At 65.8% G+C, this 14,024-nt stretch carries 11 protein-coding genes; 6 read left to right on the top strand and 5 right to left on the bottom strand.

Annotation, left to right across the window (positions count from 1 at the left end):
• Positions 1-93: 93 nt before the first annotated feature.
• On the bottom strand, positions 94-1,074 hold the full coding sequence (locus GGR00_RS22825; RefSeq protein WP_184701326.1) for a GlxA family transcriptional regulator: 981 nt from the start codon (positions 1,072-1,074) through the stop codon (positions 94-96).
• An 80-nt stretch (positions 1,075-1,154) separates the two neighbouring features.
• Here GGR00_RS22825 and bcoG point away from each other — a divergent pair, with 80 nt between their 5' ends.
• The 6 genes from bcoG (at position 1,155) to GGR00_RS22855 (ending at position 8,694) form a co-directional block, all read left to right on the top strand.
• Positions 1,155-2,072 carry a 3-dehydrocarnitine:acetyl-CoA trimethylamine transferase BcoG gene (gene bcoG, locus GGR00_RS22830; RefSeq protein WP_184701328.1) on the top strand — a complete coding sequence of 306 codons (918 nt, stop codon included), beginning with the start codon at positions 1,155-1,157 and terminating at the stop codon, positions 2,070-2,072.
• A gap of 36 nt (positions 2,073-2,108) precedes the next feature.
• Entirely contained in the window at positions 2,109-3,194 is a 1,086-nt protein-coding gene (locus GGR00_RS22835; RefSeq protein WP_184701331.1) for a carnitine 3-dehydrogenase, read from the top strand.
• A 4-nt stretch (positions 3,195-3,198) separates the two neighbouring features.
• Entirely contained in the window at positions 3,199-4,362 is a 1,164-nt protein-coding gene (locus GGR00_RS22840; protein WP_184701333.1) for an acyl-CoA dehydrogenase family protein, read from the top strand.
• Positions 4,363-4,434: 72 nt separating this feature from the next.
• Positions 4,435-6,693, top strand: a complete 2,259-nt coding sequence (locus GGR00_RS22845; protein WP_184701335.1) for an acetate--CoA ligase family protein — start codon at positions 4,435-4,437, stop codon at positions 6,691-6,693.
• A gap of 114 nt (positions 6,694-6,807) precedes the next feature.
• Positions 6,808-7,590: a carnitinyl-CoA dehydratase gene (locus GGR00_RS22850; RefSeq protein WP_184701337.1), complete on the top strand. Its 783-nt coding sequence runs from the start codon at positions 6,808-6,810 to the stop codon at positions 7,588-7,590.
• Between the two features lie 162 nt (positions 7,591-7,752).
• Complete coding sequence (locus tag GGR00_RS22855) at positions 7,753-8,694, top strand: alpha/beta hydrolase (RefSeq protein ID WP_184701339.1); 942 nt, start codon at positions 7,753-7,755, stop codon at positions 8,692-8,694.
• Positions 8,695-8,962: 268 nt separating this feature from the next.
• Here GGR00_RS22855 and GGR00_RS22860 read toward each other — a convergent pair whose 3' ends face one another.
• Genes GGR00_RS22860 through GGR00_RS22875 form a run of 4 tightly spaced genes read right to left on the bottom strand, consistent with a single transcriptional unit; the run spans position 8,963 to position 14,014 of the window.
• Positions 8,963-10,621: an ABC transporter ATP-binding protein gene (locus GGR00_RS22860; protein WP_184701341.1), complete on the bottom strand. Its 1,659-nt coding sequence runs from the start codon at positions 10,619-10,621 to the stop codon at positions 8,963-8,965.
• Positions 10,614-11,444, bottom strand: a complete 831-nt coding sequence (locus GGR00_RS22865; protein ID WP_055980037.1) for an ABC transporter permease — start codon at positions 11,442-11,444, stop codon at positions 10,614-10,616. The genes GGR00_RS22860 and GGR00_RS22865 overlap by 8 nt, the downstream gene beginning before the upstream one ends.
• A gap of 10 nt (positions 11,445-11,454) precedes the next feature.
• Positions 11,455-12,414 (bottom strand): ABC transporter permease, encoded by a 960-nt coding sequence (locus GGR00_RS22870; protein WP_184701343.1) that lies wholly within the window; start codon positions 12,412-12,414, stop codon positions 11,455-11,457.
• 16 nt (positions 12,415-12,430) lie between these two features.
• On the bottom strand, positions 12,431-14,014 hold the full coding sequence (locus tag GGR00_RS22875; protein ID WP_055980030.1) for an ABC transporter substrate-binding protein: 1,584 nt from the start codon (positions 14,012-14,014) through the stop codon (positions 12,431-12,433).
• Positions 14,015-14,024 lie beyond the last annotated feature (10 nt).

Consider the following 14,024-nt stretch of genomic DNA (forward strand, 5'->3'; position numbering starts at 1 on the left):
GGATCGCATGGCCCGAGGCAAAGCCTCCCTCCCCCTTGTGGGGAGGGATTGAGGGTGGGGGTACTCCCTGCTCCGAGATGTTCGAGCGTGGGCTCACCCCCGCCGCATCCTCACAGGTGCCGTGCCGAAGGCCCGCGAGAAGCTGCGAGAGAAGGCGGCAGCCGAAGAAAAGCCCGTCCGCTCCGCCACCTCGGCCATGCTGACGCGGGTGTCGACCACCAGCCTTCGCGCGGCGTTCAGTCTCAGCCTCAGATAATAGGCGCCGGGCGTTTCGCCGATCGAGGCGCGGAAGATGCTTTCGAGCGTGCGTGCGGTGACGCCGGCACGTTTGGCGATGGCGGCGATCGTCAGTGGCTGGTCGACATGCGCTTCCATCAGCCGGATCGCCTGGGCGAGGCGCGGGTCGTAGCCGTCGAGGCGGCCGAGCGAGACCAGCGGCTGCGCATCGGTCGCGGCGCGCGACTGGTCGTAGATGAAAACGCTGGCGACATCGAGCGCGGTCGCCATGCCGAGCCGCGAGCGCACCAGATGCAGCATCAGGTCGAAAGTGGGTGCGGCTCCGCCCGAGGTGAATACCGGGCCGTCGATGATGTAGCGGTCGGGGCGGACCTCGACCTCGGGGAAGGCTGAGGCAAAATCCTCCATGTCCTCCCAGTGGGTGGTGGCGGCGCGGCCTTCGAGCAGACCAGCTCTGGCGACCAGCCATGTGCCGGCTTCGATGCCGCCCGTCGCACGGGCCTGGCGGGCGCAACGCCTGATGCCGCCGAGCAGTTTCGACGTTGCATAACCCTGCGTGCCGAAGCCTGCGATGACCATCAGCACGTCGCAGGCCTCTTCGGGGTCGAAGGCGCCCGAGACCGCAACTGGCAGGCCGCAGGTGGTGATCGCCGGCTCGCCGGTGGCCGAGACCAGCCGGAAGTCGAATTGTGTTTCGCCAGCCACCCGGTTGGCGGCGCGCAACGGGTCGACGGCCGACGCCACGCACATGATGGACGCGCCGGAGAAGACGAGCATCGTCACCGTGAGCGGAGAGCGCTCCTCGCGAAAGATTGTCGGCTTTTCGCTTTTTGCCATTTGGCTTTCGTAAAACGCAAAACAAGCTGACGCAAGCGGCGCAATGATCTGCCCGGATTTGCTGACTGGGAGGAAATGCGATGCCGCTCGAAATGAACCGCGAGGTCTTCATTACCTGTGCCGTGACCGGGTCCGGTGGCACGCAGGATCGCAGCCATCTGGTGCCGCGCTCGCCCAAGCAGATCGCCGACTCGGCCATCGAAGCGGCCAAGGCGGGTGCTGCGATCGTTCATTGCCATGTTCGCGACCCCGAGACCGGCAAGCCGCGCCGCGACATCCATCTCTACCGCGAGGTGACCGAGCGCATCCGCGAGGCCAATGTCGACGTGGTCCTGAACCTGACCGCCGGCATGGGTGGCGACATGGTGTTTGGCGGCGTCGAGAGCCCGCTGCCGCTGAAGGAGGCCGGCACCGACATGGGCGGCGCCACCAACCGCGTCGAGCATGTACGCCAGTGCCTGCCGGAGATCTGCACGCTCGACTGCGGCACGATGAATTTCGCCGAGGCCGACTATGTCATGACCAACACGCCCGGCATGCTGCGCGCCATGGGCGGCATGATGACGGCGATGGGCGTGAAGCCCGAGATAGAGGCCTTCGACACCGGCCATCTGTGGTTTGCCAAGCAGCTGGTGGAGGAGGGCGTGCTGGCGCCCGACGCGCTGGTGCAGCTGTGCATGGGCGTGCCGTGGGGCGCGCCCGACGACCTCAACACCTTCATGGCGATGGTCAACAACGTGCCGAAGAGCTGGACCTTCTCGGCCTTCTCGCTCGGCCGCAACCAGATGGCCTATGCGGCGGCAGCGGTTCTCGCTGGCGGCAATGTACGCGTCGGCCTCGAGGACAATCTCTGGCTCGACAAGGGCGTACTCGCCACCAACGCGCAACTGGTCGAGAAAGCGGTGACAGTGGTCGAGACCTTGGGCGCACGGGTTATCGGGCCCGAAGAGGTGCGCAAGAAGCTCAACCTCGTCAAACGCGCGCCGCTGGCCGCCTGATCACCGCAAGTTCAAATCTGCCGGGAGGGGCTGTTCATGAGCACAATTTCCAAGGCAGCCGCCATTGGCGGCGGAGTGATCGGCGCGGGCTGGGTGGCGCGGTTGCTGCTCAACGGCATCGACGTGTCGATCTTCGATCCCGACCCGGAGGCGTCGCGCAAGGTCGGCGAGGTGATGAAGGGCGCGCGGCGTGCCTACAAGCAGATGGTGCCGGGAGGCCTGCCCAAAGAGGGCAAACTGACCTATGCCAAGACCATTGCCGAGGCGGTGGCAGACGCCGATTTCATCCAGGAAAGCGTGCCCGAGAGGCTCGACCTTAAGCACAAGGTGCTGGCCGAGATCGACATGCACGCACCCGCCAACGCTATCATCGGTTCATCGACCTCGGGCATCAAGCCGTCCGACATGCAGGTGGCGATGAAGAAGCACCCTGAGCGACTGGTGGTCGGACACCCGTTCAACCCGGTCTACCTTTTGCCCATCGTCGAGATCGTCGGTGGCGCCCAGACGTTTCCCGAGGCCATCGAGGTTGCCAAGGAGATCTATTCTTCCATCGGCATGAAGCCCGTGGTCATCCGCAAGGAGATCGAGGCCTTCGTCGGCGACCGCCTGCTGGAGGCGGCGTGGCGCGAGGCGCTGTGGCTGATCAAGGATGGCATCTGCTCGGTCGAGGAACTCGACGACATCATGCGCTACGGCTTTGGCCTGCGCTGGGCCCAGATGGGCATGTTCCAGGTCTATCGCATCGCCGGCGGCGAAGCTGGCATGCGCCACTTCATGGCCCAGTTCGGCCCGTGCCTGAAATGGCCGTGGACCAAGCTGATGGACGTGCCGGAGTTCAACGACGAGCTTGTCGACCTGATCGCCGGCCAGTCCGACGACCAGTCGTCGAAATGGTCGATCCGCGAGCTGGAAAAGATCCGCGACGACAATCTCGTCGCGATCATGGACGCGCTGTCGAAACAGAACAAGGGCAAGGGCTGGGGCGCTGGCGCGCTGTACAGGGACTACACCAAGCAGCTGGCGGCGCAGGCCAAGCCCAAGGTTTCGAAGGCCGCGGAGAAGGCCAAGGCAGCGAAGCCGGTGAAGAAGGCGGCGAAAAAGCCCGCCAAGAAGGGCTGAGACGATGCATTTCGGTCTGTCCGAGGAACAGCAGCTCATCGTCGACACGACGCGCGCCTTCGTCGAGAACGAGCTTTACCCGCATGAGCAGGAGGTCGAGCGCACCGGGCATCTGCGGCGCGAGCTGATCGAGGAGATCAAGGCAAAGGCGATTGCCGCCGGGCTCTATGCCGCCAACATGCCGGCGGATGTCGGCGGCGCCGGGCTCGATACGCTGACCTGGCTGCTCTACGAAAAGGAGCTTGGCCGCGCCAATTATGCGCTGCATTGGACCTGCGTGGCGCGGCCGTCCAACATCCTGCTCGCCGGCACGCCGGAGCAGCGCGAGAAGTATCTCTTCCCCTGCATTCGCGGCGAAAAGTCGGACTGCCTCGCCATGACCGAACCGGGCGCGGGCTCCGACCTGCGCGGCATGAAGGCGAGTGCTGTCCAGGACGGCAGCGACTGGGTGCTGAACGGCACCAAGCATTTCATCAGCCACGCCGACATCGCCGATTTTGCCATCGTCTTCATGGCGTCCGGCGAAGAAGACACGCCGCGTGGCAAGCGCAAGAAGATCACGGCGTTTTTTGTCGACAAGGGCACGCCGGGCTTCACCGTGCGCGATGGCTATCGCAACGTCTCGCATCGCGGCTACACCAATTCGGTGCTGGAGTTCGACGATTGCCGCCTGCCGGCGAGCCAGGTGTTGGGCGAGGTGCATAAGGGCTTCGAGGTCGCCAACAGCTGGCTCGGCGCGACTCGCCTGCAGGTTGGTGCCACCTGCCTCGGCCGTGCCGAACGCGCGCTCGGCCACGCCATCGAATATGCCGCCCAGCGCGAGCAGTTCGGCCAGCAGATCGGCAAGTTCCAGGGCGTGTCGTTCAAGCTCGCCGACATGGCGACCGAGCTCAAGGCCGCCGAGCTGATGGTGATGGAGGCCGGCTGGAAATACGACCAGGGCACCGTCACCGACCAGGACATGGCGATGGCCAAGCTGAAGGCCACCGAGGTGCTGGCCTTCGTCGCCGACGAGGCGATCCAGATCCATGGCGGCATGGGCCTGATGGACGACCTGCCGCTGGAGCGCATCTGGCGCGACGCCCGCGTCGAGCGGATCTGGGAAGGCACGTCGGAAATCCAGCGGCACATCATTTCGCGCGCGCTGCTCAGGGCGGTGGGCGGATGATGCGGCTGCTTTCAGGTTCGACCCTCCCCCTTGTGGGGAGGGTGGCCCGCAGGGCCGGGTGGGGGTGAAACAATGTCTTGCTCGACTTCTGACACCCCCACCCCGAAGCCTGCCGGGCGGGCGCGGCTCGAGCGCCTGCTGCGGCCGAAGTCGATCGCCGTGTTCGGTGGTTCGCAGGCGGCGGCCGTCGTCAAACAGTGCCTGAAGATGGGATTTGCCGGCGACATCTGGCCGGTGCATCCGACCAGGGATGAGGTCGAGGGTATCAGGACCTTCCGTTCGGTGGCCGAGCTGCCCGGTGCGCCCGACGCGGCTTTCGTCGGCGTCAACCGTTTCCTGACCATCGAGGTGATTGCGCAACTTGCCGCGCGCGGCGCGGGCGGGGCGATCTGCTTTGCCTCGGGTTTCCTTGAAGCCGGCAACGACGATGCCGACGGCGAACGGCTGCAGGCCGAACTGGTGACGGCGGCTGGCGCGATGCCGGTCATCGGGCCCAACTGCTACGGCCTGATCAACTATGCCGACGGCGCGCTGTTGTGGCCCGACCAGCACGGTGGCCGGAGGCTCGCGCCCGGCGGACGCGGGGTCGCCATCATCACGCAATCGTCCAACATCGCCTGCAATCTGACCATGCAGAAGCGCGGCCTGCCGGTGGCGTTCCTGATGACCGCGGGCAACCAGGCGCAGACCGGCTTGTCCGAGATGGCGCTGGGGCTGATCGAGGACGAGCGTGTGTCCTGCCTCGGCCTGCACATAGAAGGCTTCGACACTGTCTACGGCTTCGAGCGGCTGGCTGTGCGGGCGCGCGAACTGAACAAGCCGATCGTCGCCATGAAGGTCGGCCGCTCCGAGCAGGCGCGCAAGGCAACGATCTCGCACACGGCGTCGCTTGCCGGCTCCGACGCCGCCTCGGACGCCTTTCTCAAGCGGCTCGGCATCGCCCGCGTCGACACTATCCCGTCGCTGCTCGAGACGCTGAAGCTGCTGCATGCGGTAGGACCGCTGCCCGGTTTCACGCTGTCGTCGATGAGCTGCTCCGGTGGCGAGGCGTCGGTCATGGCCGATAGCGCCGAAGGCCGGCGGTTGCGTTTCCCCGCGCTGGCGCCCGAGCACTATGCGCGGATAAAGTCGACGCTCGGGGCCTTCGTGGCGGTCGCCAATCCGCTCGACTACCACACCTTCATCTGGAACGACGAGCCGGCGATGACGACCACCTTCACGGCGATGGCCTCTGGCGGCTTCGACCTCAACCTGCTGGTGCTCGACTTCCCGCGTAACGACCGCTGCTCGGACGCCGACTGGTGGCCGACCGTGCGCGCCTTCGAGGCGGCGCTGAAGGCCAATGGGGCGCGGGGTGCCGTGGTGGCGTCGATGTCGGAGAACCTGACCGAGGAGCACGCGGCGGATCTGTTTTCGCGCGGCATCGTGCCGTTGCAGGGGATTGCGGAGGCGATGGACGCGGCGGAGGCTGCGGCGGCGATCGGCGAGGCGTGGCGGCGCAATCCCTCCCCCTTGAGGGGAGGGTCGATCGGCGGAGCCGATCGGGGTGGGGTCGTGCGCGCCGCTTTGGCGGTGCCTTCTGAGACTACCCCCTCCACCCGCTTCGCGGGCACCTCCCCCTCGAGGGGGGAGGATACCCAGCTCGACGAAGCCGCCGCCAAGTCCCTGCTGTGCAATGCCGGCCTTGCCGTACCAGCCGGCCGCCGCACGGCGAGCGTGGCCGAGGCCATCGTGGCAGCCGAGGCGCTGGGTTATCCTGTCGCGCTCAAGGCGCTCTGCGTTGCCCACAAGAGTGAACTCGGCGCCGTCAGGCTCAATCTGATGACCAGCGAGGACGTGCGAGCCGCAGCCGCGGCCCTGCTGCCACTCGGTTCCGGCCTGTATGTCGAGAAGATGATCTCAGGCGGCGTGGCCGAGCTGATCGTTGGCGTCACCAGGGACCCGCTGTTCGGCCCGGTCATGACCATCGGCACGGGCGGCGTGCTGGTCGAACTGATCAAGGACAGCGCCACGCTGCTGCTGCCTGCCTCGCGCGACGAGGTGGAGGCGGCGCTCAAGAGACTGAAGATGTATCCGCTGCTCGACGGCTATCGTGGTCGTGCCAAAGCGGATGTCGTGGCGGCCATCGATGCGATCATGGCAATTGCCGGCTTCGTCTCGGATCATGCCGATGCGATCGAGGAACTCGACATCAACCCGCTGATCGTCTGTGGTGAAGGGCAGGGCGCTTGGATCGCGGACGCGCTGCTGGTCGTTTCAAATGGCCCCTCATCCCCTGCCGGACCTTCTCCCCGTGAAGGACGGGGAGAAGGAGGCTGGCCGCTAGGTTGACGCCTCCCTCTCCCCGTCTTTCACGGGGAGAGGGTAAGGGTGAGGGGCGATTCTGGCCGACGGTCTTTAAAGGTTGTCCGGGCTTAGGCTGGACAAGGCGCAATGGAGGAAAAAATGTCCGACGTCGTGAAAACCCGCAGGGAAGGCGTGATCCTCGAAGTCACGCTCGACCGGCCCAAGGCCAATGCCATCGACCTCGCGACGTCGCGGCTGCTCGGGCAGACCTTCAAGGCCTTCCGTGACGATGACGGCCTGCGCATCGCCATCGTGAAGACGGCGGGGGAAAAGTTCTTTTCGGCCGGCTGGGACCTGAAGGCTGCCGCCAACGGCGATGCGGTCGACGGCGACTATGGCGTCGGCGGGTTCGGCGGGTTGCAGGAACTGCGCGACCTCAACAAGCCGGTCATCGCCTGCGTCAACGGCATGGCGGTGGGCGGCGGCTTCGAGCTGGCGCTGTCCTGCGACCTGATCTATGCCTCCGAGCATTCGAGCTTCGCGCTGCCCGAGATCAAGGCCGGGACGCTGGCGGATGCCGCGACCATCAAGCTGCCCAAGCGCATTCCTTATCACGTGGCGATGGACCTGCTGCTGACCGGCCGCTGGATGGACGTCGCCGAGGCGCATCGCTGGGGCCTGGTCAACGAGGTGCTGCCGGCCGACAAGCTGGAGGAGCGCGTCTGGGAGATCGCCCGCCTGCTGGCAGACGGCCCGCCGCTGGTCTTTGCCGCCATCAAGGAGGTGGCGCGCGCGGCCGAGGTGATGGGCTTCCAGGAAACCATGAACCGCATCACCAAGCGGCAATTCCCCACGGTGGACGAACTCTACGCCTCGGAGGACAATCTCGAGGGCTTCAAGGCGTTTGCCGAGAAGCGCGATCCGGTGTGGAAGGGGAAGTAGGGCGTTTGGCCGGGCACTTACCCTCCCCCCCCCCCCCCCCCTGTGGGGAGGGTCCGACCGCAGGTCGGGGGTGGGGGTGGCTAGGTGTGAGCTTGAGGACCCCCACCCCGCTCCGCTGCGCGGATCGACCCTCCCCACAAGGGGGAGGGTAAGGGAGAGCCAATGACCGACTACACCAAACTCATCGACGCCGAGACCTGGGCCTTCATCGAGCGGACCAGTTCCTATTATCCGCCCGATACCATCGACTACACGATCGCCCAGCAGCGCGAGATCTATGACCGCATGTGCCGGGAGTTCTTCGCCGGCTATCCCGCGGGCGTTTCGGCCGAGACGACGGCAATCGCGGCTTCGGGGCGCGACGTGGCGATCCGCATCTATCGGATGGCCGGACAGTCTTCGGAGGCGGTGGTGCTCTATTTTCATGGCGGCGGCTTCATCCTTGGCGGGCTCGACAGCCATGACGACGTCTGCGCCGAGCTGTGCGGGCGCACCGGCTACGAGGTCGTTTCGGTCGACTACAGGCTGGCGCCCGAACACAGGCATCCCGCCGCATTCGACGACGCCATGGCGGCGTTCGAATGGGCAATCGACAAATACCGCCAGCCGATCGTGCTTGCAGGTGACAGCGCCGGCGGCAACATCGCGGCTGCCGTCAGCCATGCAACGCGCGGCCACAAGCGGTATCCGGCCGGGCAACTGCTGGTCTATCCCGGCCTAGGCGGCGACCGCACGCGCGGTTCCTATGTCCGCCACGTCGAGGCGCCGATGCTGACGATCCGAGACCTCGACTTCTACAAGGACATCCGCACCGGCGGCGAGGACCGTATCGGCGACATCACGTTGTCGCCGCTGGCCGACGCCGATTTCGCCAACCTGCCGCCGACCGTGATCATCACGGCCGAATGCGACCCGCTGTCGTCAGATGGCGAGGCCTACGGCGAGCGCATTGTCGCTGCCGGCGGCAAGGCGTTCTGGTTCGAGGAGCCGGGGCTGGTGCACGGTTATCTCCGCGCCCGCCACAGCGTCGGGCGGGCACGCGCCAGCTTCACGCGGATCGTCGGTGCAGCGGCGGCGCTGGGGCAGGGCGAGTGGGTTTGGTGAAGCGCTAACCAAGAGACTCGTATTCCTTCGCACCCCCCTCTGGCCTGCCGGCCATCTCCCCCACAAGGAGGGAGATTAGTCGCTCCGCCGGCGGTGCCTAACCTGCTCGTTTTGCAGAGGGCATATCTTGCGGCGTTGGCGCTTGGCCACGACTCGATGAAGGCGTGATCTCCCTCCTTGTGGGGGAGATGGCCGGCAGGCCAGAAGGGGGGCGAAGGAATGGAATAAGGGGTTGATATCCTCCCGCACCACACTCAAAGGCCAGAACTCAGTTCCCCGCGCTTGCCATCCGGCGCCCTCCGATGGCCTTTTCCAGCCAGCCGATCTCCATTTCCGGCACCGACGACAGCAGCAGGTCGGTGTAGGCGTCGAAAGGCGGTTTCAGCACCTCCGACTTCGGCCCGTAGCGCACCACCTCGCCGCGATACATCACGGCGATGGAGTCGGCGATGGACTTCACCGTCGCCAGGTCGTGGGTGATGAACAAATAGGCGACGCCTTCTTCGGCCTGCAGGCCGAGGAGCAGCTTGAGGATGCCGTTGGCGACCAGCGGGTCGAGCGCGCTCGTCACCTCGTCGCAGATGATCAGCCTGGGCTTGGCTGCCAGCGCACGCGCAATGCAGACGCGCTGCTTCTGGCCGCCGGAAAGCTCGGCCGGATAGCGGTCGATGAAGCCGCGCCCCATCTCGATCTTGTCGAGCAGCTCGGCGACCTTGGCATCGCGCTCACGTCCGCCCATGCCGAAATAGAACTCGAGCGGGCGGCCGATGATGGTGCCGACGGTCTGGCGCGGGTTCATCGCCACGTCGGCCATCTGGTAGATCATCTGCAACTCGCGCAGGTCGTCGCGGCTGCGGTCGGAGAGGCGATTGGACAGCGTGCGCCCGGCGAAGGTGATGCTGCCCTCTTCGGGCGGCAACAGGCCGGTGATGGCGCGCGCCAGCGTCGACTTGCCGGAGCCGGACTCGCCGACCACGGCGAGCGTCTGGCCGGGCAGGATGTCGACCGAGACGTTCTTCAGCACCTTGATCTTGCCGCCGCCATAGGCGGCAGTGATGTTGCGGACCGAGAGGAACGGGCTCGCGCCCGGCTGCTTCTCCTGGTGCTCGATCTCGTGCACCGAGACCAGCGCCGAGGTGTACTCCTGCCGAGGCTCCTTGATGATCTGGCGCGTGCCGCCCCATTCGACCAGCCGGCCATGGCGCAGCACCATGATCTCGTCCGAGACCTGGGCGACGACGGCGAGGTCGTGGCTGATGTAGAGGGCGGCGACGCCGGTGTCGCGGATCGCTTCCTTGATGGCGGCGAGCACGTCGATCTGGGTGGTGACGTCGAGAGCGGTCGTCGGCTCGTCGAAGACGATCAGGTCGGGCTCGGAGCACAGCGCCATGGCGGTCATGACGCGCTGCAACTGCCCGCCCGAGACCTGGTGCGGGAAGCGCTGGCCAATGTTCTCCGGATCGGGAAGGCTGAGCTTCCTGAACAGCGCCACTGCCCGCCTTTCGGCTTCCTCGCGGGTCGCCACGCCATGCAGGATCGAGGCTTCCACGACCTGGTCCATCAGGCGATGGGCAGGGTTGAAGGCGGCTGCCGCCGATTGGGCGACATAGCAGACCTCGCGGCCGCGCAGGGCGCGCACGCCCTGGGTGCCGCCCTTCAGGATGTCGCGGCCGTTGAGCAGGACCTCGCCGCCGGTGATCTTCACGCCGCCGCGGCCATAGGCCATCGACGACAGGCCGATGGTCGACTTGCCGGCGCCGGATTCGCCGATAAGCCCAAGCACCTTGCCCTTTTCCAGCGACAGCGACACGTCGTGCACCAAGGTGATGGTGCGCGGCGCTTCGCCGGGCGGATAGACCCTGGCCTCGATCCTGAGGTTGCGGATGTCGAGCAGCGGGCTGGAGCCGTTCCTGGGTGCCTTAGCCATTGCCACGCCCTCCCTTGAGATCGGTGGTGCGGTTGAGCACCCAGTCGGCAACGAGGTTGACCGAGATCGCAAGGGCTGCGATCGCGGCGGCAGGGATCAGGGCTGCCGGGATGCCGAAGACGATGCCGTCCTTGTTTTCCTTGACCATGCCGCCCCAGTCGGCGTCCGGCGGCTGGACGCCGAGGCCGAGGAAGGACAGCGCCGACAGGAACAGCACGGCATAGATGAAGCGCAGGCCGAGTTCGGAGACCAGCGGCGACAGCGCGTTGGGCAGGATCTCTCGGAAGATGATCCAGCCCTTGCCTTCGCCGCGCAGCTTGGCCGCTTCGACGAAATCCATGACGTTGATGTCAACGGCGACCGCCCGCGACAGGCGGTAGACACGGGTGGCGTCGAGGATGCCCATGACGAGGATCAGGGTCAGCAAGGTCGAGGGCAGCACCGACAGCACGACGAGCGCGAAGATCAGCGTCGGGATCGCCATCAGGAGATCGACGAAGCGCGACATGCCCGTATCGAACCAGCCGCCGACGACGGCGGCGGTAAAGCCCAGGATCGCGCCGAGCGAAAACGACAATGCGGTGGCCATGACAGCGATGAAGATCGTCGTGCGCGCGCCGTAGATCATGCGCGAAAGCAGATCGCGGCCGAGATTGTCGGTGCCGAGCAGGAACTGGCCGGAGGCAGGCGCCCAGACGTCGCCGACGATCTCGCCGAGGCCATATGGTGCGATCAGCGGCGCGAAGATCGCCGCGATGAGGAACAGCGTCGTCAGGATCAGGCCGATCCAGGCGCCGATGGGGATGCGTTTCAGGTCAAGCATGGCGCGCCCCTCACTTCGGATGCCGGAGGCGTGGATTGGCGACGATGGCGGCAATGTCGGCGATGATGTTGAGGCCGATATAAACCGCTGCGAAGATCAGCCCCACGGCCTGGACCACCGGCACGTCGCGCTTGGCCACATGGTCGACCAGATATTGCCCCATGCCGGGATAGACGAAGATCACCTCGATCACGACCACGCCGACGATGAGGAAGGCGAGGTTGAGCATGACGACGTTGATGATCGGCGCGATGGCATTGGGGAAGGCGTGCTTGCGGATGATGTCGAAGGGCGACAGCCCCTTGAGTTCGGCCGTCTCGATATAGGCCGACTGCATGACGTTGAGGATGGCCGCGCGGGTCATGCGCATCATGTGGGCCAGCACCACCAGCGTCAGCGCGGTCGCCGGCAGGGCGATCGCCTTCATGCGTTCGAGGAACGGCATGCCGTCATAGACGGTGGAGATGCCGGGGAACCACTGCAGCTTCACGGCGAAGAAATAGACCAGGAGGTAGCCGATGAAGAATTCGGGCAGCGAGGTCGATGCCAGCGCCAGGCCGGAGATCGACTTGTCGATCCAGCCATTGCGGTAGCGCACGGCCAGCAGGCCGAGGACGATCGCCAGCGGGACGGAAACGACGGCTGCCCAGAAGGCGAGGAACAGGGTGTTCCAGAGGCGACCGCCGATCGAGGCGGCGATGTCCTGCCGGCTCGACAGTGCCGTGCCGAGGTCACCGGTGAGGACGCCGGCGAGCCACCTGAAATAGCGAACGATGGCGGGGTCGTTGAGCCCCAGCTCCTCGCGCAGATTGGCAAGCGCCTGGGGCGTGGCCGACTGGCCGAGGATGGATTGGGCGACATCGCCGGGCAGGATCTGGGTGCCGGCGAAGATCAGGACCGAAACGGCCAGAAGCAGGAGAAGGCCCAGCGCAATGCGCTGGGCGATCAGTTTCAGGATTGGATTGGACATGTGCTCAACGCCCTTGTCAGGCGTTCAGCCAGCACTTCGACAGCGCGTAGCCGCCCATCATTTCCTGGTTGCCGTCATCGACCCAGCCGCCGACCTTGGCGCTGGTTGCGTCGATGAAGTCGTTGAACATCGGGGTGATGACGCCACCCTCGTCGCGCACGATCTGGCCCATGTCGGCGTAGAGCTTCTTGCGCTTGTCGTTGTCGAGCTCGGAGCGAGCCGTGAACAGCATCTTGTCGAAGTCCTCGCGCTGGAAACGCGTGTCGTTCCATTCGGCCTTGGAATAGTAGGCGGTCGAATACATCTGGTCCTGGGTCGGGCGGCCGCCCCAGTAGGATGCCGAGAAGGGCTGCTTGTTCCAGACCTCGGACCAGTAGCCGTCGCCCGGCTCGCGCTTGACCTCGAGCGTGATGCCGGCCTTGGCCGCGCTCTGCTGGTAGAGCTGGGCAGCATCGACAGCGCCGGGGAAGGCGACGTCGGAGGTGCGCAGCAGCACCGAGCCGGAATGGCCCGACTTCTTGTAGTGGAAGGCTGCCTTTTCCGGATCGTACTTGCGCTGCTCCATCTCGGTGAACAGCGGATAGGCCTTGTTGATCGGCGTGTCGTTGCCGACCGAGCCGTAGCCCATCAGGATCTTCTGCAGCATCTCCTCGCGGTCGAGCGCGTATTTCAGCGCCAGCCTGAGGTCGTTGTTGTCGAAGGGTGCGGTGTTGCAGTGGGCGATGAAGACATAGTGGCCGCGGCCGGCGACGTTGCGGATGACGACACCGGGAACGCGCTTGATCAGTTCGACGATCTTCGGCTCGACGCGGTTGATGATGTCAACCTGGCCGCCCTGCAACGCAGAGGTGCGGGCCGTGGCGTCGTTGATGACGATGATCTCGATCTGGTCGGCGAAGCCGCGGTCGTCACGCCAGTAGTTGGCGAACTTTTCGCCGCCGAGGCGTACACCGGCCTCGTTGACCGTGATCTTGTAAGGCCCGGTGCCGATGCCGGCGTCGGGCTTGTCCTTGCCGCCATTGGGCTGGATCATCAGATGATAGTCGTCAAGCAGGAAGGGCAGGTCGGCGTTGGCCTCCTTGAGCTCGAAAACGACGTTCTGGCCGTCGGCCTTGACCGAGGCGATGCCGCCCATCAGGCCGAGGGCGCCGGACTTCGCCTTCTCGTCGGAATGGCGTTCGATGGTCGCCACGACGTCGGCGGGGGTCATCTCCTGGCCGTTGTGGAACTGCACGCCCTTGCGGATCTTGAAGGTCCAGGACTTGGCGTCGTCGGATGCGCCCCACTCCTCGGCCAGCGCCGGCTTGGGCTCGCCCTCCGGCGAGATCTGCACCAGCTGCTCGGCCCACTGGCGGCCGAAGAAATAGGGAACCTGGCTCGACCACGAGGCCGGGTCGAGGCTGTCGGTGGCAGCACCACCCTGCATGCCGGCGCGAAGGATGCCGCCCTTGACGGGGCCTTCGGCCTTGGCGGCGCTGGCCAGCAACGAATTCGCGAAAGTTGCCGCGACACCCAGGGCCGCGGCGCGGCCCAGGAAGTCACGGCGGTTCATTTTGCCCGCAGCGACTCGGCGGCTCAGATATTCCAGTTCATTCGACATTGGAAAGGCT

It is taken from the genome of Aminobacter aganoensis (genome assembly GCF_014206975.1).
GTDB classification, from domain to species: Bacteria; Pseudomonadota; Alphaproteobacteria; order Rhizobiales; family Rhizobiaceae; genus Aminobacter; species Aminobacter aganoensis.